Source organism: Micromonospora sp. WMMD961, from assembly GCF_029626145.1.
Classification (GTDB): domain Bacteria; phylum Actinomycetota; class Actinomycetes; order Mycobacteriales; family Micromonosporaceae; genus Micromonospora.
Map to the genome: position 1 here is coordinate 2,813,406 of NZ_JARUBJ010000002.1, position 26,099 is coordinate 2,839,504.

A 26,099-nucleotide genomic window follows, 5' to 3' on the forward strand; every position below is an offset into this window, starting at 1 on the left:
GCGGCTCGAAAGACGCAGAGGTTAATTCGTGGGATCCATCGCCAACCCCGAAGGCATCACCAACCCGCCGATCGACGAGCTCCTCGAGAAGACGACGTCGAAGTACGCGCTGGTCATCTTCGCCGCCAAGCGCGCGCGCCAGGTCAACGCCTACTACAGCCAGCTCGGTGAGGGTCTGCTGGAGTACGTCGGCCCGCTCGTCGAGACCACCCCCCAGGAGAAGCCCCTCTCCATCGCCATGCGCGAGATCAACTCGGGCCTGCTCACCGCCGAGCCGACCGACCAGCCGTAAGCACTCGCTGGCCGATGTCCGCCTCGATCGTCCTCGGGGTCGGCGGCGGCATCGCCGCCTACAAGGCGTGCGAGCTGCTGCGACTCTTCACCGAATCCGGTCACCGGGTTCGGGTCGTGCCGACCGCGTCGGCGCTCCGGTTCGTCGGGGCGCCGACCTGGGCGGCGCTCTCCGGCCAGCCGGTCGCCGACGACGTCTGGAGCGACGTCCACGAGGTGCCGCACGTCCGCCTCGGTAAGCAGGCCGATCTGGTGGTGGTCGCGCCGACCACCACCGACCTGCTCGCGAAGGCCGCGCACGGGCTCGCCGACGACCTGCTGACCAACACCTTGCTGACCGCCCGCTGCCCGGTGCTGCTGGCCCCGGCCATGCACACCGAGATGTGGGAGCATCCGGCCACCGTGGCCAACGTCGCCACGCTGCGGGCCAGGGGCGTGCGGGTGATCGAACCCGCCGTGGGTCGGCTCACCGGTGCCGACACCGGCAAGGGGCGGCTGCCCGACCCGGCGGAGATCTTCGCCGTCGCCCGTCAGGTGCTGGCCCGGGGCGGCTCCGCCCCCGCCGACCTGGCCGGCCGCCGGGTGGTCGTCACCGCGGGTGGCACCCGGGAGCCACTGGACCCGGTCCGCTTCCTGGGCAACCGCTCCTCCGGCAAGCAGGGGTACGCGTTCGCCCGCGCGGCGGTCGCCCGGGGCGCCCAGGTCACACTGATCGCCGCCAACGTCTCCGTTCCCGACCCCGCCGGCGTCGACCTGATCCGGGTGGGCACCACGGCCGAGCTGCGGGAGGCGACGGTGAAGGCCGCCGTCGAGGCCGACGCGGTGGTGATGGCGGCGGCTCCGGCCGATTTCCGGCCGGCGACGTACGCGCCTGGCAAAATCAAGAAGTCGGACGATGGCGTCGCGCCCACCATCGACCTCGTGACGAACCCCGACATCGCGGCGGAGCTCGGCCAGCGCAAGCGACCCGGGCAACTGCTGGTGGTGTTCGCCGCCGAGACCGGCGACGCCGAGGCCAACGGTCGGGCGAAACTCACCCGCAAACGGGCCGACCTCATCGTGATCAACGAGGTCGGTCCGGACCTGGTCTTCGGCGCCGACACCAACACGGTGACGGTCATCGGCGCGGACGGCTCGGTGGCCCATCTGCCCGAGCAGGCCAAGGAGTCCGTGGCCGACGCGGTGTGGGACCTCGTCGTGGCGCGGCTACCCGGCAGTTCCTGACGGGTGGTAAAGGGCGCGACCGATCCCGACACCAGCCGCAGTGGTGATTAGACTGCCGCGGAACGACCTCACACGCTTAGGAGTGCCGTGACACGCCGTCTCTTCACGTCCGAATCGGTCACGGAAGGCCACCCGGACAAGATCGCCGACCAGATCAGCGATGGCATCCTCGACGCGCTGCTGGCCGAGGATCCGCACAGCCGGGTGGCGGTCGAGACCATGATCACCACCGGCCAGGTGCACATCGCCGGTGAGGTGACCACCAAGGCGTACGCCGACATCCCGACGATCGTCCGCCGGACCATCCTCGACATCGGTTACGACTCGTCGAAGAAGGGCTTCGACGGCGCTTCCTGCGGGGTCAGCGTCTCCATCGGCGCACAGTCCGAGGACATCGCCCAGGGTGTGGACAACGCCTTCGAGCTGCGGACCGGGGCGTCGGAGAGCGCGCTGGACGCGCAGGGCGCCGGCGACCAGGGCATGATGTTCGGCTTCGCCTGCTCGGAGACGCCCGAGCTGATGCCGCTGCCGATCGCGCTGGCGCACCGACTGGCCCGCCGGCTCGCCGCGGTCCGCAAGGACGGCACGATCCCCTACCTGCGCCCGGACGGCAAGACCCAGGTCACCATCGAGTACGAGGGGCTGCGCCCGGTCCGGCTGAACACCGTCGTCGTGTCCAGCCAGCACGCCGCGGACATCTCCCTGGACTCGCTGCTCACCCCGGACGTGCGCGACCACGTCATCGCCCCGGAGCTGGAGAGCCTCGGTCTGGACACCGACGGCTACCGGCTGCTGGTCAACCCGACCGGCCGGTTCGAGATCGGCGGCCCGATGGGTGACGCCGGGCTGACCGGCCGCAAGATCATCGTGGACACCTACGGCGGGTACGCCCGCCACGGCGGTGGCGCGTTCTCCGGCAAGGACCCGTCGAAGGTGGACCGGTCGGCCGCGTACGCCATGCGTTGGGTCGCCAAGAACGTGGTCGCCGCCGGTCTGGCCGAGCGGTGCGAGGCGCAGGTCGCCTACGCCATCGGCAAGGCGCACCCGGTCAGCCTGTTCGTCGAGACGTTCGGCACCGAGACCGTGCCGGTCTCCTCGATCGAGAAGGCCGTGACCGAGGTGTTCGACCTGCGCCCGGCCGCGATCATCCGGGACCTCAACCTGCTCCGCCCGATCTACCAGCAGACCGCCGCGTACGGCCACTTCGGCCGGGAGCTGCCGGACCTGACCTGGGAGAGCACCGACCGGGCCGCCGACCTCAAGTCGGCCGCGGGAGCCTGACCGCCACCAGGCGTAGCGACCGGCGACCCGCGGACGGGTCGCCGGTCGCGCGCGTCTGCGTGGACGTCGCGTTGGCGCACCTGGACCGGCCGTTCGACTACCTGGTGCCGGCCGAGCTGGACGAGGTGGCGGTGCCCGGCACCCGGGTGAAGGTGCGGTTCGCCGGGCAGCTCGTCGACGGGTGGTTGCTGTCCCGTGCCGACGACTCCGGGCACACCGGCCGTCTCGCGTACCTGGAGAAGGTGGTCTCGCCGGAGCCGGTGCTGGCGCCCGAGATCGCCCGGCTGGCCCGCGCGGTCGCCGACCGGTACGCGGGCAACCTCGCCGACGTGCTCCGGCTCGCCGTACCGCCCCGGCACGCGCGGGTGGAGAAGGAGGCTCGCGACGACCAGCCCGCCCCGGCGTCGCTCGCCGAGGACGCGCTGGTCGACCCGCGCGGCTGGCGGGACTACCCGACGGGTCCCGCGCTGCTGCGGGCGCTCACCGACGGGCGGGCTCCCCGCGCGGTCTGGTCGGCGCTGCCGGGCGAGGACTGGGCGGCCCGCTACGCCGACGCGGTGGCCGCCACCGTGGCCGGGGGGCGCGGTGCTGTCGTCGTGGTGCCCGACGCCCGCGACCTCGACCGGCTGGACGCCGCGCTCACCGCTGTGCTCGGGCCGGGGCGGCACGTCGGCCTCACCGCCGCGCTCGGGCCGGCGCGCCGCTACCGCGCCTTCCTCGCCGCCCGGCGGGGGCAGGTGCCGGTGGTGATCGGCACCCGGGCGGCGATGTTCGCCCCGGTGGAGCGGCTCGGCCTGGTCGCCGTGTGGGACGACGGCGACGACCTGCACTCCGAACCCCGGGCCCCCTACCCACACGCCCGCGACGTGCTGCTCACCCGTGGCCAGCTCGCCGGGGCCGGGGCGCTGATCGGCGGTTACGCGCGTAGCGCCGAGGCGCAACTGCTGCTGGAGACCGGCTGGGCCCGGGAGGTGGTCGCCGACCGTGCGACCGTGCGGGCTCGCATCCCGGCCATCGCGCCGACCGGCGACGACCCCCAACTCGCCCGTGACCCCGGCGCTGCCACCGCCCGGCTGCCCAGCCTGGCCTGGACGGCCGCCCGCGACGCCCTCCGGCAGGACCTGCCGGTGCTCGTGCAGGTGCCCCGGCGTGGCTACCTGCCGTCGATCTCCTGCGCCGACTGCCGGACCCCGACGCGCTGCGCGCACTGCGCCGGCCCGCTCGCGCTGCCCTCGGCCGGCGGCACCCCGGCCTGCCGGTGGTGCGCCCGGGTGGCCGCCGCGTACGCCTGCCCGCACTGCGGTGGGCGGCGGCTGCGGGCGGCGGTGACCGGTGCCCGGCGGACCGCCGAGGAGCTGGGCCGGGCGTTCCCGGACGTGCCGGTACGCACCTCCGGGCGTGAGGAGGTGCTGACCGACGTACCCGGCGGCGCGGCCCTGGTGGTGGCCACGCCCGGTGCCGAGCCGGTCGCCGAGGGCGGCTACGGCGCGGTGCTGCTGCTCGACTCGTGGGCCCTGCTGACCCGGGCCGACCTTCGTGCCGGCGAGGAGGCGCTGCGTCGCTGGCTGACCGCGGCGGCGCTGGCCCGACCGGCCCCGGCGGGGCGGGTGGTGGTGGTCGCCGACGGCGCGCTCGCCCCGGTGCAGGCGCTGCTGCGCTGGGACGCGGGCTGGTTCGCCGGCCGGGAGCTGGCCGAGCGTCGGGAGTTGGGCTTCCCCCCGGCCGTCCGGATGGCGAGCGTCACCGGCCCGGCCGAGGCGGTGGCGGACCTGCTCACCGCGGCCCGGCTGCCCGAGGACGCCGAGGTGCTCGGGCCGGTGCCGGCCGAGGAGGGGCGGGAGCGGATGCTGGTCCGGGTGCCCCGGGCCCGGGCTGCCGCGCTCGCCGAGGCCCTGCACTCGGCGGCGGGCGCTCGTGCCGCCCGCAAGGCCGCCGACCCGGTCCGTCTCCAGGTCGACCCGCTGAGCCTGTTCTGAGGAGTTTCCGCTGGTGCCGGCGGCGGCGGACCCCTCCCCTCGGGAGGGCCCCCGCACACCGCGTCCGCCAGGGGGGTGGCGCCGGAGTGGTAGCATCGCCCGTCATGCCGAGGCGTACGGCGGCTCCAGGTCGCGACGGAGCGTCAGACGCGCCGAGTTGGGGCCGCCGCGGGCTGGCGCGACGATGGCGGGAACGCGTCGGTCGGACGCGGTGTCGATGATGTCAATGAGCCGGTGATCAGGGGTGGACAAGTCGTGACCGTTGGACAATCGATCGTCTTCAACGGCGACCTCGGCAGCGGCAAGAGCACCGTGTCGGTCGAGATCGCCAAGCGGCTCGGGATGCGCCGGGTCAGCGTGGGGGACCTCTACCGGGAGATGGCGCAGCAGCGGCAGATGACCGCTCTGCAGCTCAACCTGCACGCCGAGCTCGACCAGGCCGTCGACGGCTACGTCGACCAGCTCCAGCGGGACATCGCCGCCTCCGGTGAGCGCCTCGTCATGGACTCCCGGTTGGCCTGGCACTTCTTCACCGACGCGCTCAAGGTCCACATGATCACCGAACCGGGCGAGGCGGCCCGTCGGGTGCTCGCCCGGCCCTCCGGCCCGGCGGAGAGCTACGCCTCACTGGAGGAGGCCAAGGCCAAGCTCCGGGAGCGCAGCGCCAGCGAGCGCAGCCGGTTCATCATCCGGTACGGCGTGGACAAGGCCCGACTGCGCAACTACGACCTGATCTGTGACACCACCCGGGCGACCGCCACCGAGGTGATCGAGCACATCGTCGCCGCGTACGAGGGGACGCTCGGCGCCGAGGTGCTGCGGGACTCGCCACCGTTGCTGCTGCTGGACCCGGCCCGCGTCTACCCGACCGAGGACATCGCCACCCTGCGGGGTCTGTGGGACACCGACTTCGTCGGCGACGTGGCCGAGGCCGGCGACGAGGCCCTCGAACCGCTGAAGATCGGGTTCACCGGCGAGTACTTCTTCGTCGTCGACGGCCACCGCCGGCTCAGTGCCGCCCTGCAGAACGGGTTCTCCCTGGTCCCCGCCCAGCTGGTCGCCGAGGTCGACGAGCCGGTCGTGGGTGGGATGACGGCGATCGACTACTTCGCCGCCCAGGTCCGTCCCGGCCTGGTCTACGACTGGGAGGCGGCCCACAAGATCCAGCTTCCGCTTCCCGAGCCGGCGCTGCTCCGCGGCGACGCGGTGCTCGCCGGAGACCCGGCCGCCAGCGCCTGAGCCCCGCCCGCCGGTGCCTGGGCCGTCAGCCCTGGGCCCCGGCGCCCGAGCCCCGGGGGCCCGGCGCCCGAGCGGTCAGCGCCTGATCGCTCGGCGTCGACCGCACGGCGCCGAGGGCTGCCGGATCGCGGCCGCACCGGGATGATGGAACCTCCGACGCATCGACGGGGGAGGTCGGCCGTGGAAGCTGCCGAAGCGTTCACACTGCTCATGTCGCCGCAGGGGCGCGTCGACCCGTACCCGACGTACGAGCGGCTGCGCGCCCACGGGCCCGTGGTGCAGGCGTTGCCGGGCCTGTACGTGGTGACCGGCTACCCGGAGGCCGACGAGCTGTTGCGCGACCCCCGGCTCGGGGTGCTCGACGACGCGCTACGTGACCAGGTCTGGCCGAACTGGCGGCAGAGCCCCGCGGTGTCGTCGATCGCCCGGTCCATGCTGCGGACCAACCCGCCCGACCACAGCCGGATGCGTCGGCTGGCCGCGGGGGCGTTCAGCCCGCGCCGGATCGCCGGGATGCGCGACGTGGTGCGGGCGCAGGCCGAGGAACTGCTCGACGCGATGGCCTCCCGTGCCGCGGGCGGCGCTCCGGTCGACATACTGGCCGACTTCGCGTACCCGCTGCCGGTCGGGGTGATCTGCGCGCTGCTCGGCGTACCCGCGGCCGACCGGCCGCTGTTCCGCCGCTGGGCCGGTGACCTGACCGGGGTGCTGGAGCCGGAGATAACCCCCGAAGAGTTGACGGTTGCCGACGCGGGTGCCGCCGAGCTGCGCGACTACTTCGTCGAGTTGATCGTCGCCCGGCGGCGGGCACCGGCCGACGACCTGACCACCGCGCTGGTCCAGGTGCACGACGCCGACGGCGACCGGCTCACCGGCGACGAACTGCTGGCCAATCTTGTGGTGCTGCTGGTGGCCGGCTTCGAGACCACCACCAATCTGCTCGGCAACGGTCTCGTCGTGCTGCTGCGTCACCCGGCCGCCGCCGCCGCGCTGCGCGCCGATCCCGCGCTCGCGCCGGCGTACGTCGAGGAGCTGCTGCGCTACGACTCGCCGGTGCAGTTGACCACCCGGACCAGCACGGCGGCGGTGCGCTGCGGCGGGCTCGACCTTCCGGCCGGCAGCACGGCGCTGCTGTTGCTCGGCGCGGCGAACCGCGACCCGCGCCGGTTTCCCGACCCGCAGCGGTTCGACCCGACGCGGGACCAGGCGCACCCGCTGTCCTTCGGCGCGGGCCCGCACTACTGCCTCGGCGCCGGCCTGGCCAGGCTGGAGGCGCAGCTGGCCTTCCCGATGCTGCTGCGCCGCCTCCCCGAACTGGCCCTGGCCGAGCCGCCCCGGCACCGGACCCGGCTGACCCTGCGCGGTTACGAGAGCCTGCTGGTGACGCTGGGCACACCGGCTGTCGCCGATCGAGGTGCGCCGGCCGGCGTGCGGTGGGGCACTCCGTAGACTGGTACGGCACCCCTCGTCCGACCCGTGAAGGAGCCACCCCGCGTGACCGTCCAGCCCATCCGTCTGTTTGGGGATCCGGTGCTGCGCACGCCGGCCGATCCGGTGGTCGACTTCGACGCCGAGCTGCGTCGGCTGGTCGCCGACCTGACCGACACGATGCGTGAGCAGAACGGCGCCGGCCTGGCCGCCCCGCAGCTCGGTGTGAGCCTGCGGGTGTTCGCCTTCGACGTCGACGACGTGCTCGGGCACCTGGTCAATCCCGTGCTGGAGTTTCCCGACGAGGAGGAGCAGGACGGCCCGGAGGGCTGCCTGTCCATCCCCGGGCTCTACTTCGACACCAAGCGCCGCCAGAACGTCATCGCCAAGGGCTTCAGCGCGTTCGGCGACCCGATGCAGATCGTCGGCACCGGCCTGATGGCCCGCTGCGTGCAGCACGAGACCGACCACCTGGACGGCGTGCTCTTCCTGGACCGGCTGGACGCCGCCGGTCGCAAGGAGGCCATGAAGGCGATCCGTCAGGCCGACTGGTACGACGCGGCTGCCCCGCCCACGGTCAAGCTCAGCCCGCACATCAGCGACCCCTTCGGTCTGGGTCGGTGACCCGGATGCGCGTGGTCTTCGCCGGTACGCCGGCCGTCGCCGTCCCCGCCCTGGCCGCCGTCGCCGCCTCCCGGCACGAGCTGGTCGCCGTGGTCACCCGGCCCGACGCGCCCGCCGGACGCGGGCGTGGCCTGTCCCGGTCCCCGGTCGGCGAGTGGGCCGACGAGCACGGCGTCGAGGTGCTCACACCGGCCCGCCCCCGCGAGCCCGAGTTCCTCGACCGGCTGCGCGTGCTCGCACCGGACTGCGTGCCGGTGGTCGCCTACGGCGCGCTGGTGCCGCCGGCCGCCCTGGAGATCCCGCGGCACGGCTGGATCAATCTGCACTTCTCGCTGCTGCCCGCGTGGCGTGGCGCCGCGCCCGTGCAGCACGCCGTGCTGCACGGTGACGAGGTGACCGGTGCCAGCGTCTTCCAGCTGGAGGAGGGTCTGGACACCGGCCCGGTCTACGGCACCCTGACCGACGAGATCCGCGCCGCCGACACTTCCGGCGACCTGCTGGGGCGGCTCGCCGACTCCGGCGCCGGGCTGCTGGTGGCGGTGCTCGACGCGATCGACGACGGCACCGCCCGGGCCGAGCCGCAGCCCGCCGACGGGGTGTCGCTGGCACCGAAACTGACTGTGGACGACGCCCGGGTGCGCTGGGGCGACCCGGCTTTCGCCGTGGACCGTCGGCTCCGGGCGTGCACCCCGGCCCCGGGCGGCTGGACCACGTTCCGAGGGGAGCGGGTGAAGCTCGGCCCGGTCGTGCCGGTGCCCGACGGTCCGGAGTTGAAGCCGGGGGAGTTGCTGGTGGAGAAGTCCCGGGTGCTCGCCGGCACGGCGACCGTGCCGGTGCGCCTCGGTGAGGTCCGTGCCGCAGGTAAGCGGGCGATGGGCGCGACCGACTGGGCCCGCGGTGTCCGGGTCGGCGTCGGCGAGGACTTCGCGTGACGGCCCCGGAGGGGACCCGACCCACCCGCTCGGGCCCGCCCACGGGTCGTGGCGGGGACCGCCGGCCGGTCCGGCCACCACTGGACCGACCGCGTCGTGCCGCGTACGAGGCGGTGGCCGCCGTGCACCGCGACGACGCGTTCGCCAACCTGGTGCTGCCGATCATCCTGCGGGAGGAGGGGCTGTTCGGCCGGGACGCGGCCTTCGCCACCGAGCTGACCTACGGCACCCTGCGCCACCTGGGCACGTTGGACGCGATCCTGACCGACGCGTCCGGTCGGGACGTGGCCCGCATCGACCCGCCGGTACGCGACGCGTTGCGCCTCGGTGCGTACCAACTGCTGCACACCCGGGTGCCGGCACACGCCGCCGTCTCGTCGACAGTGGACCTGGTCCGCTCGGTCGCGCCGGGTGCCACCGGCTTCGCCAACGCGGTGCTGCGCGAGGTGTCCACCCGTGACGTGGACGCCTGGGTGGCGAAGCTGGCCCCGCCGATGGAGACCGACCCGGTCGGGCACCTGGCCCTTGCGTACAGCCATCCGCAGTGGATCGTGCGAGCCTTCTCCGAGGCGCTCGACGGCGACCTGGGCGAGACGGCCCGCCTCCTGATCGAGGACAACGAGCGCCCGCCGGTGCACCTCTGCGCCCGGCCGGGGCTGATCGACCCGGTCGAGCTGGCCGACCAGGTCGGCGGCGCGCCCGGTGCCTTCTCGCCGTACGCCGTCTATCTGCCCGGCGGCGCGCCCGGCGACGTGCCGGCGGTGGCTGACGGCCGTGCCCACGTCCAGGACGAGGGCTCCCAGTTGGTGGCCGCCGCGCTCGCCGACGCGCCGCTCGACGGTCCGGACGGGCGCTGGCTGGACCTGTGCGCCGGTCCGGGTGGCAAGGCCGGTCTGCTGGGTGCCCTGGCCGCGCAGCGTGGCGCCCGGGTGACCGCGGTGGAGGTGGCCGAGCACCGGGCCCGGCTGGTGTCCCAGGCGACCCGGGGCCTGCCGGTGGCCGTGCTGGCCATGGACGGCCGGGAGGTCGGCGGCGACCCGAAGCTGCCCGAGCAGCACTTCGACCGGGTGCTCGTCGACGCCCCGTGCACGGGGCTGGGCTCGCTGCGCCGCCGGCCGGAGTCACGGTGGCGTCGCCAGCCGTCCGACCTGCCGCCACTGACCCGGCTGCAGCGGGAGCTGCTCGGCGCGGCGCTGCGGGCGGTCCGCCCCGGCGGCCTGGTCGCCTATGTCACCTGCTCGCCGCACACGGTCGAGACGCACGTGACGGTGACCGAGGCCGCCCGCCGCAGCGGGGTCGCGGTGGACTTCGTGGACGCCCGCCCGCTGCTGCCGGCCGGCATGCCCGGTCTGGGCGACGGGCCGACCGTGCAGCTCTGGCCGCACCGCCACGGCACCGACGCGATGTTCCTCGCCGTCCTGCGGCGTAGCTGATTCGGTTCGCTGTAAGGAAGGGTCCCTTATTAACGCTCCGCGTTAATAAGGGACCCTTCCTTACAGCTGGGTGCTCAGGTGACCGGGAGGCCCTTGGTGCCGGCGTTCTTCATCGAGCGGGTCAGGTCCCGGTCGGAGATCCAGAGGAAGCACTGCACGCCGCGGTTGCCGTTCTTCCACTCCTCCTCGTACGGCTGGTAGTAGATCGTTCCAGCGCGGAATTCGAGTTGCGAGTTGTCCGGCACCTTCGCGTACTTCGCGATCATCGACTGGCAGGCCCGGTGGGTGCGCTTGGTGTCGCGGGTGAACTCGGCGTAGCTGACGTCCGGGCCCTGCCACACCCCGACGAACTCGGCGTGGTGCTTCGCCGTGCAGGAGACCGGGACCATCTCGTCGATGTCGTCCTTGACCATCTTCGGGTTGAAGCAGCGGTACGCCAGGGGTGCCGCGCCGGACAACGCGCCCCGGAGGCTGCCGGTGCGCAGGTCGACAGTCGTGTCGTCGATGCTGACGATCTCGGTGACGTCGCAGCGGTACCAGCGGGCCCCGCCCGCCCAGGCCTGCGGCGACGGCAGCACGACGGTCAGGCCGAGTCGCCCGGAGCGCCAGTCGGCGCCGACCGCCTTGTTGACCTGCGTGTCGCACGCGGACTGCGCGGCCCGCATGCCCGCCGAACCGGGCAGCGGCGGTGTGCCGGGCTCGGCGGCCGGGCCGGTGAGGGTGCCGACGTGCATGGTCTCGACCCGGTGCGACTCGGTGCACGCCGTCGGGTTGTAGCCGGTCAGGAAGCCGACCTGCTGGGCGGTCTGGTGGCAGACGTCGGCGGCGGGCACGAACTGCTGCGCCGCGACGGGCGCCGGCCAGTCGTCGACGAGGTCACGGTCGAGTCCGGCGGGCGCGTTGCACCCGGCCAGCGCCAGGGCCGCACCTCCGGCGAACGCCGTCAACCACCGTCGCATCCCTGACCTCCCCGCCACTGGTGGCCGCCGACCGGACCCGGCCGGCCGGTAGCGCCACGGCGCAGCAGCATACGGCACCGATCCTCAGATCGCCGGAAGTCCCTCCGGGCCGGCGCCGCGCATCGAACGGGTGAGTTTGCGGTCGTCGCTCCACAGGAAACAGCGCACGCCACGGTCGCCCTCCTCCCACTCCCGTTGCGACGGTGGGTAGTAGATGGAACCGGCCCGGTACGGCAGTTCGTCGTTGTTCGGCACGGACGCGAACGTGGCGATCAGCTCCATGCAGCGCTGGTGCGCCTGGGCGGCGGCCTTGCTGAAGTCGGCCCAGCTCATGTCGCGTTCCTCGTAGACACCCACGAACTCGGCGCGGTGCGGTTCGGTGCAGAGCACGGGTGCCATGTAGTTGAGGTTGTCGCCGATCAGCTTGGGGTCGAAGCAGCGGTGCGTCAGTGGGCTGTCGCCGATCAACGCGCCGCGCAGGCTGCCGGTGCGGTTGACCGGGCGGGTGTTGTCGATGCTGCCGGTCTCGCTGATGTCGCAGCGGAACCAGCGCGCGCCGCCGGACCAGGCGGGCGCGGACGGCAACGCGAGGGTCAGCGCGAGCCGGGCGGTGTGCCAGTCGCCGCCGAGCACCTCCCGGGCCCGCTGGTCGCACTCGGCGCGGGCGGTGCGCAGCGCCGACGAGCCGGGCTCGGGCCGGGTCTCGGTCAGCGCGTCGGGCCCGACGAAGGTGCCGACGTGGATGGTCTCGGCCAGGTGGTTACGCGCGCAGTCGACCGTCTCGTAGGTGCTGGCCTGCACGACCGGGATGATCCGGGGCAGGCAGGTGTCGGTGGCCGGGCTGAACGGCTTCGGAACCCGTAGTGCCGGCCAGTCGTCGGTGAGGTCACCGTCCGCGCCTCGTGCCGGCGTGCAACTGGCCAGCAGCATCGTCGTGACGCCGGCCAGTACCAGTGCTGGGAGCCACCGTCGCATCGTCCGCCCTTCCCGGGAGCTGGCGGCCGGTCATCGCGCCCCGCGGCGAGACCCCGGCGGGCGTGCAGCCTATGGCACAGTCCCGCTTGGAGTGTCGTCGCCTTTCCGTCGATCGGCCAGCCATTGACGTCTGTTCGTCCGGATTCTGGGGTCCGGAGTGACTAATTCTGCACCAGTGGTCACTGCCGGATCACAGCGCGTCTCCGAAGGTGGCGCGATGCGGGTCGCGGGTCGCCACGTTCGTACACTGGCCACGTGACCGTACCGCCGCCGATCGTCGCGCCGAGCATCCTGGCCGCCGATTTCTCCCGCCTCGCCGAAGAGGTCCGTGCCGTCGAGGACGCCGCGGACTGGTTGCACGTCGACGTGATGGACAACCACTTCGTGCCGAACCTGACCATCGGCCTGCCCGTGGTGCAGAGCCTGCGGGCTGTCACCGCGATGCCGTTCGACGTGCACCTGATGATCGAGGATCCGCGCCGGTGGGCCCCCGGCTACGCCGACGCCGGGGCGTACAACGTCACCTTCCACGCCGAGGCCGCCGACGACCCGGTGGCGCTGGCGAAAGACCTGCGCTCGGCCGGCGCGAAGGCGGGCCTGGCCATCGACCGGGACACCCCGATCGAGCCGTACCTGGACCTGCTGCCCAGCTTCGACACCCTGCTGATCATGACGATCAGGGCCGGCTTCGGTGGGCAGCGGTTCATCCCACAACTGCTGGACAAGGTTCGTACCGCCCGCCGGCACGTCTCGACCGGGCACCTGGAGCTACGCATCGAGGTGGACGGCGGGATCGCCGCCGACACCATCGAGCAGGCCGCCGCGGCGGGCGCCGACGCCTTCGTCGCCGGCACCGCCGTGTACGGCGCCGCCGACCCGGCGGAGGCGGTACGGCACCTGCGTTCGCTGGCGGAACGCGCGGCTCCCGGCGCCTGAGGTGGAACCCGACGGCGACCGCAAGGACATCATCCTCGTCGTCGACGACGACGAGGACATCGCTCGTTTCGTCGAGTTCAACCTGCGGCTGCACGGCTTCGAGGTGATCCACGCCAGCGACGGCCAGGAGGCCCTCGACGTCATCGAACGCGAGCGTCCGGACCTGGCGGTGGTCGACCTCATGATGCCCCGCATCGACGGGCTGGAACTGACCCGCCGGCTGCGCGCCGACCCGATGACCTCCGCCCTGCCGGTGATCATGCTGACCGCCAAGGGGATGACCGTCGACAAGGTGCTCGGGCTCAGCGCCGGCGCCGACGACTACCTGGTCAAGCCGTTCGACACCGCCGAGCTGGTGGCCCGGGTCTCGTCCACGCTGCGCCGCAACAAGGAGTTCCGCGAGGTCTCCCCGCTGACCGGGCTGCCCGGCAACAGCCGGATCCGTCGGGAGATCAGCGACCGGGTGCGGCAGGGTGTGGACTACGCCGTCGGCTACGTCGACATCGACCGGTTCAAGAGCGTGAACGACCGGTACGGCTTCGTCCGTGGCGACGACTTCATCTCCGCGTTGGCCCGCAGCCTGCACCGGGCGGTGGTGGGTGTCGGTCTGCCGCCGGCCTTCCTCGGACACGTCGGCGGTGACGACTTCGTCATCGTCTGCGCTCCGGACCAGGTCCGCCCGCTGACCTCCCAGGCGGTGGTGGACTTCGAGAACGCCGCCGACACGCTCTACGACCCGACCGACCGGGAGCGCGGCTTCGTCGAGCTGAAGGACCGACGCGGCAACATCCGTCGCGCCGCCCTGGTCACGCTGTCCATCGGGGTGTCCCTCTCCGACGCCGGTAAGCGGTTCACCGACCCCCTGGAGGTGATCGCGGTGGCCTCGGAGATGAAAACGGTCGCCAAGAGCCAACCCGGGTCGTACGTGGCCGTGGACCGGCGTCGCGGCGTCACCTGACGCGTGATCCCGCTGTGAAGTAGCTCGCCTAGGTGGCGGCGGACGCGCGTCAGCGTGTAAGACTGCCGGTATAACCCACCACGCGCTGGCGGGACTCGGTGAAATTCCGAACCGGCGGTGATCCACGGTCCAACCGTGGTCAGCCCGCGACCCGGACGGCTCTGCCGCCCGGTGGACCTGGTGAAAATCCGGGGCCGACGGTTGGGGGCGGTTCGTCCGCGCCCAGACAGTCCGGATGGGAGACAGCGCGCGGGACGGACGGTCCGTACCGGCCGCTGGCGTCAGCGTGCCGTGCCGACCTCCCGGGCCGGCTGTGCCGTTCCCGGATTCCGCCTCCGCCTGCCCGCGGCCCCATGGCCGCAGCCTCCCTGACCGCCAGCGCGCGGACGGCGAGTGAGAGGGCAGGGCAGGGCGATGGCCAGCGTCTCCGTCGACGAGGCGATGCGGCGTGCGATCGAGTTGGCGGCGCGCGGGCTCGGTACGACCAGCCCCAATCCGGTGGTCGGGTGCGTGCTGCTCGACGAGGACGGCCAGGTCGTGGGCGAGGGCTTCCACGCGTACGCCGGCGGGCCGCACGCCGAGATCGTCGCCCTGGCGCAGGCCGGGCAGCGAGCCAAGGGCGGCACCGCGGTGGTCACTCTGGAACCCTGCGACCACACCGGCCGCACCGGCCCCTGCAGTTCCGCGCTGGTCCAGGCCGGGGTCGCCCGGGTGGTCATCGCCGTGCCGGATCCCAACCCGGTCGCGTCCGGTGGGGCCGCCACCCTGCGCGCCGCCGGGGTCCGCGTCGATCTCGGGGTACGCGGCGAGGAGGCCGAGGCCGGCAACGTCGCGTGGCTGACCTCGATGCGCCGGGGCTGGCCGTACGTCATCTGGAAGTACGCCGCCACGCTCGACGGGCGGGCCGCCGCACTGGACGGCACCAGCATGTGGATCACCTCGGAGGCGGCCCGGATCGACGTGCACGCGCTGCGGGGCACCGTCGACGCGGTGCTCGCCGGCGTGGGCACCGTGCTCGCCGACGACCCCCGGCTGACCGCTCGCAACCTGCGTGACGGCAGCCTGGCCATCCGGCAGCCGCTGCGGGTGGTGGTGGACAGCTCGGGGCGTACCCCGGCTGACGCCCGGGTCCGCGACGGCGCCGCGCGGACGTGGATCGCGACCGCCGACGAGGTAGGCGCCGGCCCGGACGGCCGGGTCGACCTGCCGGCGCTGCTCGCGGCGCTGCACCAGCGCGGAGTCCGCTCGCTGCTGCTGGAGGGCGGCCCTCGACTGGCCGGCGCGTTCCTGCAGGCCGGCCTGGTCGACAAGGTCATCGGGTACGTCGCGCCACGGCTGCTCGGCGCCGGCCCGACCGCGCTGGTCGACGCGGGAGTGAGCACCATCGCTGAGGCCATCGATCTGGAGTTCGTCGACGTTACGCAGATCGGTCCGGATCTCCGGATCACCGCTTTGCCCCGCAAAAGGGAGGGCTGACATGTTCACCGGCATTATCGAGGAGTTGGGGGAGATCGTCCGGGTCACGGCGACGGCGGGCGATTCCGCGCTGATCGGCGTCCGTGGTCCGCTGGTCACCTCGGACGCCCGGCACGGCGACTCCATCGCGGTCAACGGCGTCTGCCTGACCGTCGTGGAGGTGACCGACGGGGTCTTCACCGCCGACGTGATGGGCGAGACGCTGCGCCGCTCCGCGCTGGGCGCGCTGGGCGTCGGCGACCCGGTCAACCTGGAGCGGGCGGCCGCACTCGGCAGCCGGCTCGGCGGGCACCTGGTGCAGGGCCACGTGGACGGGGTCGGCGAGGTGATCTCCCGGGAGCCGGCGGAGCAGTGGGAGACGGTCCGGTTCCGGCTGCCTGCCGCCCTGTCCCGGTACGTGGTGGAGAAGGGTTCGATCACCATCGACGGTGTCTCACTGACCGTGGCCGAGGTGGGCGCGGACGAGTTCGCCGTCGGGTTGATCCCGACCACGCTCAAACTGACCACACTCGGCGCGAAGGGGGCCGGCGACCCGGTCAACCTGGAGGTCGACGTGCTGGCCAAGTACGTCGAGCGGCTGCTCGGCGACCGGCTCGCCGGCACCGACGGCCCCGGGGCGGCCTCGATCACGGGCGAGGTGGTCTGATGGGTCCGCTCGGTTGGCTGCTGGACGCCCAGGTGCAGGTGGCCGGTTCGCCGGTGCTGGTTCGGGAGATCGTCGGCAACGCGTTCGGGCTGCTCTCCGCGCTGCTCGGACTGCGCCGGGTCGTCTGGGCCTGGCCGGTCGGCATGATCGGCAACGCGCTGCTCCTGACCGTCTTCCTGGGCGGTGTGTTCGCCACCCCGCAGGCGCACGACCTGTACGGGCAGGCCGGCCGACAGGTGTTCTTCTTCGCGGTCAGCGTGTACGGCTGGTGGCGCTGGCAGCGCAACCGTCGCGCCGACGGCGGGCAGGCGGCGGTCGTGCCGCGGTGGGCCACCGGGCGGGAGCGGCTGATGCTGCTGCTGGCCGCCGTGGTCGGCACCGCCGTGGCGTACCCGGTGCTCAAGGCGCTGGGCTCGTGGGGCCCGCTGCCCGACGCCTGGATCCTCACCGGCAGCCTGCTGGCCACCTACGGCATGGCCCGCGGCTGGGTGGAGTTCTGGCTGCTGTGGATCGCGGTGGACGCGGTCGGCGTGCCGCTGCTGCTGCGCGGTGGGTTCTACCCGTCGGCGGTCATGTACCTGATCTACGGCGCGCTGTGCGTCTGGGGCTTCGCCGCGTGGTGGCGCACCTCGCGCGCCACCCGGCCGGCCACCGTCCGCAAACCCGTCTACACGGAGGCTGTGGCATGACCAGCTTCGGAAGCATCGAGCAGGCGGTCGCCGAGATCGCGGCCGGCCGGCCGGTCGTCGTGGTCGACGACGCGGACCGCGAGAACGAGGGCGACCTGATCTTCGCGGCCGAGCTGGCCACGCCGGAGCTGATGGCGTTCATGGTGCGCTACACCTCCGGCTACGTCTGCGTGGCGCTGACCGAGAGCGAGGCCGACCGCCTCGACCTGCCGCCGATGCACCACACCAACCAGGACCGGCGCGGCACCGCGTACACGGTGACCGTGGACGCCCGGGCGGGGGTCAGCACCGGCATCTCGGCGGCCGACCGCGCGCACACCAGTCGGCTGCTCGCCGACGCGTCCACCGATCCGACCGACCTGGCCCGGCCCGGGCACGTGGTGCCGCTGCGCGCCCGGGAGGGCGGGGTGCTGCGCCGGCCCGGGCACACCGAGGCGGGAATCGACCTGACCCGGCTGGCCGGGCTGCGCCCGGCGGGCGTGCTCTGCGAGCTGGTCAACGACGACGGCACCATGATGCGGTTGCCCGACCTGGAGAAGTTCGCCGCCGAACACGGTCTCGTCCTGGTCACCATCGCCGACCTGATCGCCTACCGGCGGCGTACCGAGAAGCAGGTCGAGCTGGTCGCCGACGCCCGGATGCCGACGAGGCACGGGGTGTTCCGGGCACTCGGCTACCGCGCCGAGCACGACCCGGCCGAGCACGTCGCGATGGTGCTGGGTGACCTCGGTGACGGCCAGGACGTGCTGGTCCGGGTGCACTCCGAGTGCCTGACCGGGGACGTGTTCGGTTCGCTGCGCTGCGACTGTGGGCCGCAGTTGGACGCCGCGCTGGCCCGGGTCGCGCGGGAGGGTCGGGGCGTGGTGCTCTACGTCCGCGGGCACGAGGGGCGTGGCATCGGGCTGCTGCACAAGCTGCAGGCGTACCAGTTGCAGGACCTGGGCCGCGACACCGTCGACGCCAACCTCGACCTGGGTCTGCCGGCCGACGCCCGGGACTACGGCACCGGCGCGCAGATCCTCTACGACCTGGGCGTGCGCTCGATGCGGCTGCTGACCAACAACCCGGCCAAGCGGGCCGGGCTGGAGGGGTACGGGTTGACCATCACCGGCCGCGAAGGGCTGCCGGCCGGGGCGCACCCGGAGAACCTGCGCTACCTGCGCACCAAGCGGGACCGGATGGGTCACCTGCTGGACGAGTTGGACGAGGTGTCCGAGGCGCCGCTGGGGCGTCCGGTCGCCAACGACGAGATCGGAGCATGACGATGGCGGGATTCGGTGAGCCGGGAATCGACGCGGTGGACGCCGCGGGGCTGACCGTGGGGGTCGTCGCCGCCCGCTGGCACGGCGAGTTGACCGACCACATGCTGGAGCGTGCGGTGGCGGCGGCCGAGGCGTGCGGGGCGCGTTCCGTGGTCGCCCGTGTCGCCGGCTCGGTGGAGCTGCCGGTGGTCGCCCAGGCCCTCGCACGCCGCTGCGACGTGGTGGTCGCTCTCGGTGTGGTGGTGCGCGGCTCCACCGCCCACTTCGACTACGTCTGCCGCTCGGTCACCGACGGTCTGACCCGGGTGGCGCTGGACGAGGGCAAGCCGGTGGCACACGGGGTGCTCACCGTGGAGACCATCGAACAGGCCCGGGACCGCGCCGGTCTGCCCGGTTCGGCGGAGGACAAGGGCTGGGCGGCCACCGTCGCCGCGCTCGACGCGGCGCTGGCCGTACGGACCGTGGCGGCGGGCAACGCCCAACGGGTCGGCTTCGGCGGCTGACGCCTCGGCCGGTTCTCGCTCAGAGCCGACCGGCCTCGATGATCCGGCGCAGGAACTGCCGGGTACGGGGCTGGGTCGGCTCGCCGAGCACCTGCTCGGGCGGGCCGCTCTCGACCACCCGCCCGGCGTCGAGGAAGCACACCTCGTCGGCGACCTCCCGGGCGAAGCCCATCTCGTGGGTGGCCAGCACCATGGTCATGCCGTCGGCCTTCAGGTCGCGGATCATCGTCAGCACTTCGCCGACGAGTTCCGGGTCGAGCGCGGAGGTGACCTCGTCGAGCAGCATCAGCCGAGGTGAGTTGGCCAGTGCCCGGACGATCGCCACCCGCTGCTGCTGACCGCCGGAGAGCCGGTCCGGGTAGGCGTCCGCCTTGGCGCCCAGCCCCACCCGGTCCAGCAGCTCCCGGGCCTGCGCCTCGGCCTGCGCACGAGCCCGCCGGTGTACGCGGCGCGGCGCGAGGGTGATGTTGTCCAACACGCTCAGGTGCGGAAAGAGGTTGTACGCCTGGAACACCATGCCGATCCGCCGCCGGACAAGGTCCGCGTCCACCCGGGGATCGGAGATGTCCTCCCCGTCCAACTCGATGGTGCCGTCGTCGAGCTCTTCCAACAGGTTGACGCAGCGCAGCAGGGTCGACTTGCCGGACCCGGACGCGCCGATCAGCGCCACCACCTGGTGTTCGGCGACGGTCAGGTCGAGGTGGTCGAGCACGGCGTGCCCGCCGAACTCCTTACGCAGTCCCCGACAGCGCAGCAACGCCATGGGTCAGCCTCCCGACTGTCGGCGGGCCGCGCGCAGCGTCACCCAGTCGGTGACCGCGATCAGCGGGATGGCGAGCAGCACGAAGAGCACCCCCGCCACGATGTACGGCGTGTAGTTGAAGGTCTGCGCGGTGGCGATCTGGGCGGCGCGGACCGCGTCGATCGGTCCGGCGAGCGAGACCAGCCCGACGTCCTTCTGCAACGCCACCACGTCGTTGAGCAACGGCGGCGCCACCCGGCGGACGGCCTGCGGCAGGACCACGTGCCGCATCGTCTGCCGGTAGGTCAGGCCCAACGAGCGGGCCGCGGCGAGCTGGCTGGAGTGCACCGACTCGATGCCGGCCCGGAACACCTCGGCGAGGTAGCCGCCGTAGGTGAGGACCAACGCGATCCCGCCCAGCACCAGCACCGGCGGCATTCCCTGCAGCCGCAGCCCCGGCACACCGAGGGTGAGCAGGTACAGCACGATGATCAGCGGTAGGCCACGGAAGGTGTAGGTGTAGCCGGCGGCCAGCGCGCGGACCGGGAAGAAGACCGGCCCGCGCAGCGTCCGCAGCACGGCGATCACCAGCCCGAGCAGCAGCGCGCCGACCGCACAGCAGACCAGCAGCCGTACGTTGAGCCAGAGCCCGCTCAGCACCGTCGGCAGCGCGTCGCGGGCGATCTCGGGATCCAGGAACGACCGCCGGACCCGGTCCCAGCCCGGCGCCCCGGTCACCGCGATCACCAGCAGCGTGCCGAGCGCCGCCGTCGAGGACGCCGCGACGAGCACGCTGTAGACGGTCTGCCGACGCCGGTACGCCGACCGCCGCAGCTGCGCCTCGGACGGCACGTGATCCAGAAGGGTCACCGCAGCTCGGCCGCCCCCGCCACCTGGGCGAGCCACTTCTGCTCCAGCTCCTTCAGGGTGCCCGCCGTGGTGAGCTGACCGACCGCACCGCTCACGCAGGACGTCAGTGGGGAGTTCTTGTCCAGCAGCAACCCGAAGGCTTCGGGCGTACCGACCTGCGGCACCTGCCCGACGATCACCGCGTCGGTGATCTCCGCGCCGGTGATGTAGAAGGCGGTCGGGAGATCCACCACGAGACCGTCCAACTGCCCGTTCTGCAGGGCCTTCTTGGCATCGTCGTTGCTGTTGTAGACCTGCGGCTTGGCGGTCGGTTTGAGCACGTCGGTGATCGCCTGGTAGCTGGTGGTGCCGACCTGCGCGCCGAGCCGAGCGTCCCGCAGCTCGGCCAGCGACGTCCGGCCGGCGATCTTCGAGGACTTCAACGCGATGACGGTCTGCCGCACCAGGTAGTACGGCGCGGAGAAGTCGACCGCGCGCTTGCGCTCCTCGGTGATGGAGAACTGGTTGATGTCGAAGTCGAAGTCCTTCGGCCCGGGCGCGATGGCGGTGTCGAACTTGACCCGGGTCCAGGTGACGTCGGCGCGGGCGTAGCCGAGCTTCTCGGCCACCGCGTACGCCACGGCGGACTCGAAGCCCTCGCCGTTGTCCGGTTTGTCGTCGGAGAACCACGGCTCGTACGCGGGCTGGTCGGTGGCGATGGTCAACTTGCCCGGCGTACGGGTGGGCAGGCTGTCCTTGGTGCAGGACGGCGGTGCGGTGACGGTCGGGGTGGGTTCCTCGTCCTGTGGCGCGCATCCGGCGGTGGCTACGACGACGGCGCCGGCGACGGTGAGCGCGAGGAGACGTGAGCTGCTGGCCATGGCGGACAGCGTAGAGCTTGATGAGCATCGATCGACAATTGTCCCACCATGTTGGTAGGGAATTGTCCCGATGGCTGGGTGCCGGCGGACCCGGGCGTGGGGTGCCGGTGGGGTGGCTGGAAGAATCGTTCCCCGTGAAGACGTTCGAGGAGTTGTTCGCCGAGCTGCAGGCCAAGGCCGCCGCCGGCACCCCGGGCTCGGGCACCGTCGCCGCCCTCGACAAGGGCGTGCACTTCATCGGCAAGAAGGTCGTCGAGGAGGCCGCCGAGTCGTGGATGGCCGCCGAGCACGAGGGGCCGGAGCGCACCGCCGAGGAGATCTCCCAACTGCTCTACCAGGTCCAGGTGCTGATGCTCGCCAGTGGTCTCGAGCTCAAGGACGTCTACCGACATCTGTGAGTGCCCCCACCCCTGTTGATCGCCAACCGGATCGAAGGAGCACTCCGTCATGCTGCGTGTCGCCATTCCCAACAAGGGCACCCTGGCCGAACCGGCCGCCCAGATGCTGCGCGAGGCGGGCTACCGCCAGCGCACCGACCCCAAGGACCTCGTCTGCCGGGACGAGGCCAACGACGTCGAATTCTTCTACCTGCGCCCCAAGGACATCGCCACCTACGTCGGTTCCGGTGACCTCGACCTCGGGATCACCGGTCGGGACCTGTTGATCGACTCGGCCGCGCCGGCCGAAGAAGTCGTCGACCTCGCCTTCGGCCGGGCCACCTTCCGCTTCGCCGCCCGCCCCGACGACATCGCCTCCGTGCAGGAGTTGGGCGGTCACCGCATCGCCACCGCGTACCCGGGGCTGGTCGAACGGCACCTCGGCGAGGTGGGCGTCAAGGCCGACGTGATCCGCCTTGACGGCGCGGTGGAGAACGCCGTACGCCTCGGTGTCGCCGACGTGATCGCGGACGTGGTGGAGACCGGCGCGACCCTGCGCCAGGCGGGCCTGGTGGTCTTCGGCGAGCCGCTGCTGCGCTCCTCGGCGGTGCTGGTCCGGCGCGCCGGCGCGCCCGCGCAATCGCAGGCCGAGCAGTTGCTGCGCCGCCTGCACGGTGTGCTGGTCGCCCGCCGTTACGTGATGCTCGCCTACGACGTGCCGGCCGGTCTGCTGGACCGGGCCAGCGGGCTCACCCCGGGCATCGAGTCGCCCACCGTCTCGCCCCTGCACCGGGAGGGCTGGGTGGCGGTGCAGGCGATGGTGCTCCGCGACGACGTCCACCGGATCATGGACGAGCTGTACGAGTTGGGCGCCCGTGCCATCCTCGTCACCAACATCCACGCCTGTCGCCTCTGACCGTCCAGGCCCGGTCGTCGCATGTCGGCCCGCGCCGCGCGTGCTGGTCCGGGTGCGCGCCTCGTGCCTTGATCAACGCCGCAAGATCGCGCTCCATCGTTGTTGTGGTGGCCGCACTGCGCGCTCAAGGCCACTACTTCCTGGTGCGAGCGCGATCTTGTGGTGGCGGGTCTCGGATGACGGTCGGCTCGGTCGTGGTCCTGGCGGTCGACGGTGAGGTTTGAGGCGGTGCTCAGCGGGTGGTGCGTTTGAGAGGCTGGGTGTGGGTGGCAGACTGGTGGGGTGAGTGATACCGAGCTGGTCCGCCTGAAGCCCCGCCGCATCCGCGTGGTCTGCTGGTCGGCGGCGGTTGCGTTGGTAGTGGTGTTCGCGCTGGTCGCCACCTCGCTGAGCGGGCCGACCGGCGACGGCTACGGCAGCTTCCAGCGCGGCGACCAGATCGCCATGATCGGCCTGGGCGTCTTCGGCGCGTTGGGGTTCCTGCTGTTCACCCGTCCGCGGGTGGAGGCGGACGCGCGTGGCATCCGGGTGCGCAACGTGATCAGCTCCTACGAGCTGCCCTGGGAGGTCGTGCGGGGAGTCCGCTTCGACCGGGGCGCGCCGTGGGCCAGCCTGGAACTGCACGACGACGACCTGCTGCCGATGGTCGCCCTGCAGGCTGCCGACAAGGAATTGGCCGTCGACGGGGTCCGCGCGCTGCGGCGACTGCACCAGGCGCACCAGGTCCGCCTCGCCGAACGCGCCGAACGCGCCGTGGACCACTGAGCGCCGCGTCCTGGGGCTACCCGAGATGGTGCCCCGGGTGTCCCGGTTTGGGGGTGGCCGGGACGTCGGTGTAGTGTTGTCGAGTCGACCAGGCTGTCTCCGCGTGCGAGCAGGCAGCCTTGAAAGCGGAGCGCCTGCTCCCACCCGAGTCGCCGCTACGGTGGCCGGGTCCGGTCACCGGTTCCGGGCATGTCCCGGCGTCGGATGCGCGATCCTTGTGATGGTGCTGACCGGTCGAGCGGGCCCTGGCATGCGCCGGGGCCTTCTGCTTTTCAGGTCGGTTCCCATCCGGGAGCCGCAGGGGTCGGCCACTGAGCAGAAACGACTCGAGGAGGCCCCATCAGCGTCGAACCACGCGTGAACGAGCAGATCCGGGCACGTGAGGTCCGACTGGTCGGCCCAGAGGGTGAGCAGGTGGGCATCGTCCCGCTGGAGCGCGCTCTTCAGCTGGCCGCGGACGTCGATCTGGACCTGGTCGAGGTTGCGCCGATGGCGCGCCCGCCGGTGTGCAAGCTCATGGACTTCGGCAAGTTCAAGTACGAGAGCGCACTGAAGGCGCGCGAAGCGCGGCGTAATCAGCAGCAGACCGTCATCAAGGAAATGAAGCTTCGGCCGAAGATCGACCCGCACGACTACGAGACCAAGAAGGGTCACGTGGTGCGGTTCCTCAAGGCGGGCGACAAGGTCAAGGTGACGATCATGTTCCGCGGTCGCGAGCAGAGTCGCCCGGAGCTGGGTTACCGGCTCCTGCGTCGGCTCGAATCCGAGATCACGGACCTGGGATACGTCGAGGCCGCTCCGAAGCAGGACGGCCGAAACATGATCATGGTTCTCGCTCCGCACCGGGCCGTCAAGGCTTCCGCGGTCGCCGCCACGGCGTCTCGCGGTGGCCCTCGGGACCGGGCAGCGGACGAGTCCGCCGCTCCGGCAGCCGATGAGACCGCGGCGGTCGGCGAGACCGCAGCAGCCGGTGACACCGGCACCGCCGCCGACACCAGCGGCGAGTAACAGGGGAGAGACGTTCCACATGCCGAAGATGAAGAGCCACACGGGTATGGGTAAGCGGGTCCGGGTGACCGGCAAGGGCAAGATCGTTGCCCAGCAGGCCGGCCTGCGCCACAACCTGGAGAAGAAGCCCTCCACCCAGACCCGCCGGCTGACCGGCACGGTCGTGCTGGCCAAGGCCGACGTCAAGCGCATCAAGAAGCTGCTCGGCCGCTGACGCGCGCCACCTTTACGTAAGAAGGAGTTGAGATGGCACGCGTCAAGCGGGCTGTAAACGCCCAGAAGAAGCGTCGTACCCTGCTGGAGACCGCGAGCGGTTACCGCGGTCAGCGCTCCCGCCTGTACCGCAAGGCCAAGGAGCAGGTGCTGCACTCGATGCAGTACGCCTACCGGGACCGTCGCGACCGCAAGGGCGACTTCCGGCAGCTGTGGATTCAGCGGATCAACGCAGGCGCCCGGGCCAACGGGATGACCTACAACCGTCTGATCCAGGGCCTGCGTCTGGCCGGCATCGAGGTCGACCGCAAGATCCTGGCCGACATGGCCGTCAACGACGCCGCTTCCTTCGCGGCGATCGTCGAGCTGGCTCGGGCCGCGGTCACGGCCGAGGGCACCGGCGGCGCGGCGGCTCAGGCCGCCTGATCCCCACGCACCAGAGCGAGGCGTCTCCCGTGTCGGCATCGCCGTCCGGGGGGCGCCTCGATCGTGCCGAAGGAGCGCACACCATGGCCTTCACCCCGCGTACCCCCAGGGTTGTCGCCGCCCGCCGCCTGCAACGCCGCCGCGACCGCGACGCCACCGGCCGATTCCTGGCCGAGGGACCACAGGCGGTCCGCGAGGCCCTCGCGCGGCCGGGGGTGGTCACCGAGTTGTTCGGTACGCCCACCGCCCTGGACCGGTATCCGGAGCTGGCCGCCGCGGCGGCCCACGCCGACGTGCCCGTGTCCGAGGTGACCGACGAGGCCCTCGCCGCGCTGGCCGAGACCGTCGCCCCGCAGGGGCTGGTCGCTGTCTGCCGGCACCTCGACGTGCCGTTGGCGCAGGCCCTCGCGGGTGCGCCCCGGCTGGTGGCGGTGCTCGCCGAGATCCGTGACCCGGGCAACGCCGGCACGGTGCTGCGTACCGCCGACGCGGCCGGGGCGGGCGCGGTGGTCTTCGCCGGCGACGCCGTCGACCCGTACAACGGCAAGTGTGTGCGGGCCTCCGCCGGCAGCCTCTTCCACGTCGACGTGGTGCGCGCCGCCGACCCGGTCGCGGTGGTCGACGCGCTGCGCGCCGCCGGGCTGTCGATCTTCGCCACCACCGGGTACGGCGACAGCGACCTGGACGACCTGACCGACTACGGGCGGCTCGTCGGGCCCACCGCCTGGCTGTTCGGCTCGGAGGCGCACGGGCTGCCCGACGAGTTGACCGCCGCCGCCGACGCCCGGGTGCGGGTGCCGTTGTACGGGCGCGCGGAGAGCCTCAACCTGGCTGCCGCCGCGGCCGTGTGCCTGTACGCTTCAGCGAGAGCACAGCGCTGACGGTGTCCACACCCGGCGCGACCGACAGCAGGGGAGAGCGTCCGCCCATGAACGCGACACGGCGTTCGTTTAGCCAGCCCGCCGGTGTCGGCGGGCGGCGGGCCTGACCTGCTCCCTGCACAACTCCTACCGGTGGGCTGCGGCACAGCCGCGCGTCCGTAGACTCGCTTCGCCGCCCCGATGAGGGCTGGCGCCGCCGTGAGGGAGTG

General features: G+C 72.5%; 28 protein-coding genes and 1 riboswitch. Of the genes, 23 read left to right on the forward strand and 5 right to left on the reverse strand.

What is annotated here, in order from left to right:
- Window positions 1–28: 28 nt before the first annotated feature.
- The 9 genes from rpoZ to O7614_RS13335 all read left to right on the forward strand — a co-directional run bounded on the left by rpoZ (window position 29) and on the right by O7614_RS13335 (window position 10,428).
- Entirely contained in the window at window positions 29–292 is a 264-nt protein-coding gene (gene rpoZ / locus O7614_RS13295) for a DNA-directed RNA polymerase subunit omega (protein WP_030335666.1), read from the forward strand.
- A 14-nt stretch (window positions 293–306) separates the two neighbouring features.
- Entirely contained in the window at window positions 307–1,515 is a 1,209-nt protein-coding gene (coaBC, locus tag O7614_RS13300; RefSeq protein WP_278138760.1) for a bifunctional phosphopantothenoylcysteine decarboxylase/phosphopantothenate--cysteine ligase CoaBC, read from the forward strand.
- A gap of 87 nt (window positions 1,516–1,602) precedes the next feature.
- Window positions 1,603–2,796 carry a methionine adenosyltransferase gene (gene metK / locus O7614_RS13305; RefSeq protein ID WP_278138761.1) on the forward strand — a complete coding sequence of 398 codons (1,194 nt, stop codon included), beginning with the start codon at window positions 1,603–1,605 and terminating at the stop codon, window positions 2,794–2,796.
- Window positions 2,793–4,772 (forward strand): primosomal protein N', encoded by a 1,980-nt coding sequence (locus tag O7614_RS13310; RefSeq protein WP_278142246.1) that lies wholly within the window; start codon window positions 2,793–2,795, stop codon window positions 4,770–4,772. Before metK ends, O7614_RS13310 begins: the two co-directional genes overlap by 4 nt.
- A gap of 255 nt (window positions 4,773–5,027) precedes the next feature.
- Complete coding sequence (locus tag O7614_RS13315) at window positions 5,028–6,011, forward strand: AAA family ATPase (protein WP_278138762.1); 984 nt, start codon at window positions 5,028–5,030, stop codon at window positions 6,009–6,011.
- A 180-nt stretch (window positions 6,012–6,191) separates the two neighbouring features.
- Entirely contained in the window at window positions 6,192–7,460 is a 1,269-nt protein-coding gene (locus O7614_RS13320; RefSeq protein ID WP_278138763.1) for a cytochrome P450, read from the forward strand.
- Between the two features lie 45 nt (window positions 7,461–7,505).
- Window positions 7,506–8,063: a peptide deformylase gene (gene def, locus O7614_RS13325; RefSeq protein ID WP_278138764.1), complete on the forward strand. Its 558-nt coding sequence runs from the start codon at window positions 7,506–7,508 to the stop codon at window positions 8,061–8,063.
- A gap of 5 nt (window positions 8,064–8,068) precedes the next feature.
- On the forward strand, window positions 8,069–8,995 hold the full coding sequence (gene fmt, locus O7614_RS13330; protein ID WP_278142247.1) for a methionyl-tRNA formyltransferase: 927 nt from the start codon (window positions 8,069–8,071) through the stop codon (window positions 8,993–8,995).
- The gene (locus O7614_RS13335) at window positions 8,950–10,428 is read left to right on the forward strand and encodes a transcription antitermination factor NusB (RefSeq protein WP_278142248.1); all 1,479 of its coding nucleotides are present in this window, start codon (window positions 8,950–8,952) and stop codon (window positions 10,426–10,428) included. The genes fmt and O7614_RS13335 overlap by 46 nt, the downstream gene beginning before the upstream one ends.
- 74 nt (window positions 10,429–10,502) lie before the next feature.
- Here O7614_RS13335 and O7614_RS13340 read toward each other — a convergent pair whose 3' ends face one another.
- Both O7614_RS13340 and O7614_RS13345 read right to left on the reverse strand, forming a co-directional pair.
- Window positions 10,503–11,387: a septum formation family protein gene (locus O7614_RS13340; RefSeq protein WP_278138765.1), complete on the reverse strand. Its 885-nt coding sequence runs from the start codon at window positions 11,385–11,387 to the stop codon at window positions 10,503–10,505.
- Between the two features lie 84 nt (window positions 11,388–11,471).
- The gene (locus O7614_RS13345; protein WP_278138766.1) at window positions 11,472–12,362 is read right to left on the reverse strand and encodes a septum formation family protein; all 891 of its coding nucleotides are present in this window, start codon (window positions 12,360–12,362) and stop codon (window positions 11,472–11,474) included.
- 255 nt (window positions 12,363–12,617) lie between these two features.
- On the opposite strand from O7614_RS13345, the gene rpe reads away from it, so the two are divergent.
- The 7 genes from rpe to ribH all read left to right on the forward strand — a co-directional run bounded on the left by rpe (window position 12,618) and on the right by ribH (window position 18,832).
- Window positions 12,618–13,298: a ribulose-phosphate 3-epimerase gene (gene rpe, locus O7614_RS13350; protein WP_278138767.1), complete on the forward strand. Its 681-nt coding sequence runs from the start codon at window positions 12,618–12,620 to the stop codon at window positions 13,296–13,298.
- 1 nt (window position 13,299) lies between these two features.
- Entirely contained in the window at window positions 13,300–14,256 is a 957-nt protein-coding gene (locus O7614_RS13355; RefSeq protein ID WP_278138768.1) for a response regulator, read from the forward strand.
- A gap of 80 nt (window positions 14,257–14,336) precedes the next feature.
- Window positions 14,337–14,507, forward strand: a riboswitch (FMN riboswitch).
- 163 nt (window positions 14,508–14,670) lie between these two features.
- Window positions 14,671–15,732, forward strand: coding sequence for a bifunctional diaminohydroxyphosphoribosylaminopyrimidine deaminase/5-amino-6-(5-phosphoribosylamino)uracil reductase RibD (ribD, locus tag O7614_RS13360; protein WP_278138769.1), 1,062 nt, complete (start codon window positions 14,671–14,673; stop codon window positions 15,730–15,732).
- A 1-nt stretch (window position 15,733) separates the two neighbouring features.
- A complete protein-coding gene (locus tag O7614_RS13365) occupies window positions 15,734–16,378 on the forward strand; it encodes a riboflavin synthase (RefSeq protein WP_278138770.1) in 645 nt (214 codons plus the stop codon).
- Window positions 16,378–17,067 carry a nicotinamide riboside transporter PnuC gene (gene pnuC / locus O7614_RS13370; RefSeq protein WP_278138771.1) on the forward strand — a complete coding sequence of 230 codons (690 nt, stop codon included), beginning with the start codon at window positions 16,378–16,380 and terminating at the stop codon, window positions 17,065–17,067. The genes O7614_RS13365 and pnuC overlap by 1 nt, the downstream gene beginning before the upstream one ends.
- Window positions 17,064–18,329, forward strand: coding sequence for a bifunctional 3,4-dihydroxy-2-butanone-4-phosphate synthase/GTP cyclohydrolase II (locus O7614_RS13375; RefSeq protein ID WP_278138772.1), 1,266 nt, complete (start codon window positions 17,064–17,066; stop codon window positions 18,327–18,329). Before pnuC ends, O7614_RS13375 begins: the two co-directional genes overlap by 4 nt.
- A gap of 2 nt (window positions 18,330–18,331) precedes the next feature.
- Window positions 18,332–18,832: a 6,7-dimethyl-8-ribityllumazine synthase gene (gene ribH, locus O7614_RS13380; protein ID WP_278142249.1), complete on the forward strand. Its 501-nt coding sequence runs from the start codon at window positions 18,332–18,334 to the stop codon at window positions 18,830–18,832.
- Window positions 18,833–18,851: 19 nt separating this feature from the next.
- Here ribH and O7614_RS13385 read toward each other — a convergent pair whose 3' ends face one another.
- From O7614_RS13385 to O7614_RS13395, 3 genes are read right to left on the reverse strand one after another with little or no spacing between them, the layout of a single operon-like run.
- Complete coding sequence (locus O7614_RS13385) at window positions 18,852–19,595, reverse strand: amino acid ABC transporter ATP-binding protein (RefSeq protein ID WP_278138773.1); 744 nt, start codon at window positions 19,593–19,595, stop codon at window positions 18,852–18,854.
- Between the two features lie 3 nt (window positions 19,596–19,598).
- Window positions 19,599–20,444: an amino acid ABC transporter permease gene (locus O7614_RS13390; protein WP_278138774.1), complete on the reverse strand. Its 846-nt coding sequence runs from the start codon at window positions 20,442–20,444 to the stop codon at window positions 19,599–19,601.
- Complete coding sequence (locus tag O7614_RS13395; RefSeq protein WP_278138775.1) at window positions 20,441–21,304, reverse strand: ABC transporter substrate-binding protein; 864 nt, start codon at window positions 21,302–21,304, stop codon at window positions 20,441–20,443. The genes O7614_RS13390 and O7614_RS13395 overlap by 4 nt, the downstream gene beginning before the upstream one ends.
- A gap of 134 nt (window positions 21,305–21,438) precedes the next feature.
- Here O7614_RS13395 and O7614_RS13400 point away from each other — a divergent pair, with 134 nt between their 5' ends.
- The 7 genes from O7614_RS13400 (at window position 21,439) to O7614_RS13430 (ending at window position 25,890) form a co-directional block, all read left to right on the forward strand.
- On the forward strand, window positions 21,439–21,702 hold the full coding sequence (locus tag O7614_RS13400; RefSeq protein WP_030335709.1) for a phosphoribosyl-ATP diphosphatase: 264 nt from the start codon (window positions 21,439–21,441) through the stop codon (window positions 21,700–21,702).
- Window positions 21,703–21,751: 49 nt separating this feature from the next.
- Window positions 21,752–22,597 (forward strand): ATP phosphoribosyltransferase, encoded by an 846-nt coding sequence (gene hisG / locus O7614_RS13405; RefSeq protein WP_278138776.1) that lies wholly within the window; start codon window positions 21,752–21,754, stop codon window positions 22,595–22,597.
- A gap of 282 nt (window positions 22,598–22,879) precedes the next feature.
- Window positions 22,880–23,362 (forward strand): PH domain-containing protein, encoded by a 483-nt coding sequence (locus tag O7614_RS13410; RefSeq protein ID WP_278138777.1) that lies wholly within the window; start codon window positions 22,880–22,882, stop codon window positions 23,360–23,362.
- 357 nt (window positions 23,363–23,719) lie between these two features.
- Entirely contained in the window at window positions 23,720–24,370 is a 651-nt protein-coding gene (gene infC / locus O7614_RS13415) for a translation initiation factor IF-3 (protein WP_278138778.1), read from the forward strand.
- 19 nt (window positions 24,371–24,389) lie between these two features.
- Window positions 24,390–24,584 carry a 50S ribosomal protein L35 gene (rpmI, locus tag O7614_RS13420; RefSeq protein WP_030488428.1) on the forward strand — a complete coding sequence of 65 codons (195 nt, stop codon included), beginning with the start codon at window positions 24,390–24,392 and terminating at the stop codon, window positions 24,582–24,584.
- A 32-nt stretch (window positions 24,585–24,616) separates the two neighbouring features.
- Window positions 24,617–25,009: a 50S ribosomal protein L20 gene (gene rplT / locus O7614_RS13425; RefSeq protein WP_007458417.1), complete on the forward strand. Its 393-nt coding sequence runs from the start codon at window positions 24,617–24,619 to the stop codon at window positions 25,007–25,009.
- 29 nt (window positions 25,010–25,038) lie between these two features.
- Window positions 25,039–25,890 carry an RNA methyltransferase gene (locus tag O7614_RS13430; RefSeq protein ID WP_278138779.1) on the forward strand — a complete coding sequence of 284 codons (852 nt, stop codon included), beginning with the start codon at window positions 25,039–25,041 and terminating at the stop codon, window positions 25,888–25,890.
- Window positions 25,891–26,099 lie beyond the last annotated feature (209 nt).

What these genes read in the sequence shown, in the direction of transcription:
- rplT (WP_007458417.1), top strand. Translation starts at nt 24,617, where the DNA reads ATGGCACGCGTCAAGCGGGCTGTAAACGCCCAGAAGAAGCGTCGTACC.
- O7614_RS13395 (WP_278138775.1), bottom strand. Translation starts at nt 21,304, where the DNA reads ATGGCCAGCAGCTCACGTCTCCTCGCGCTCACCGTCGCCGGCGCCGTC.
- rpmI (WP_030488428.1), top strand. Translation starts at nt 24,390, where the DNA reads ATGCCGAAGATGAAGAGCCACACGGGTATGGGTAAGCGGGTCCGGGTG.
- fmt (WP_278142247.1), top strand. Translation starts at nt 8,069, where the DNA reads ATGCGCGTGGTCTTCGCCGGTACGCCGGCCGTCGCCGTCCCCGCCCTG.
- ribH (WP_278142249.1), top strand. Translation starts at nt 18,332, where the DNA reads ATGGCGGGATTCGGTGAGCCGGGAATCGACGCGGTGGACGCCGCGGGG.
- O7614_RS13365 (WP_278138770.1), top strand. Translation starts at nt 15,734, where the DNA reads ATGTTCACCGGCATTATCGAGGAGTTGGGGGAGATCGTCCGGGTCACG.
- hisG (WP_278138776.1), top strand. Translation starts at nt 21,752, where the DNA reads ATGCTGCGTGTCGCCATTCCCAACAAGGGCACCCTGGCCGAACCGGCC.
- O7614_RS13385 (WP_278138773.1), bottom strand. Translation starts at nt 19,595, where the DNA reads ATGGCGTTGCTGCGCTGTCGGGGACTGCGTAAGGAGTTCGGCGGGCAC.
- O7614_RS13375 (WP_278138772.1), top strand. Translation starts at nt 17,064, where the DNA reads ATGACCAGCTTCGGAAGCATCGAGCAGGCGGTCGCCGAGATCGCGGCC.
- O7614_RS13345 (WP_278138766.1), bottom strand. Translation starts at nt 12,362, where the DNA reads ATGCGACGGTGGCTCCCAGCACTGGTACTGGCCGGCGTCACGACGATG.
- pnuC (WP_278138771.1), top strand. Translation starts at nt 16,378, where the DNA reads ATGGGTCCGCTCGGTTGGCTGCTGGACGCCCAGGTGCAGGTGGCCGGT.
- O7614_RS13340 (WP_278138765.1), bottom strand. Translation starts at nt 11,387, where the DNA reads ATGCGACGGTGGTTGACGGCGTTCGCCGGAGGTGCGGCCCTGGCGCTG.
- coaBC (WP_278138760.1), top strand. Translation starts at nt 307, where the DNA reads ATGTCCGCCTCGATCGTCCTCGGGGTCGGCGGCGGCATCGCCGCCTAC.
- ribD (WP_278138769.1), top strand. Translation starts at nt 14,671, where the DNA reads ATGGCCAGCGTCTCCGTCGACGAGGCGATGCGGCGTGCGATCGAGTTG.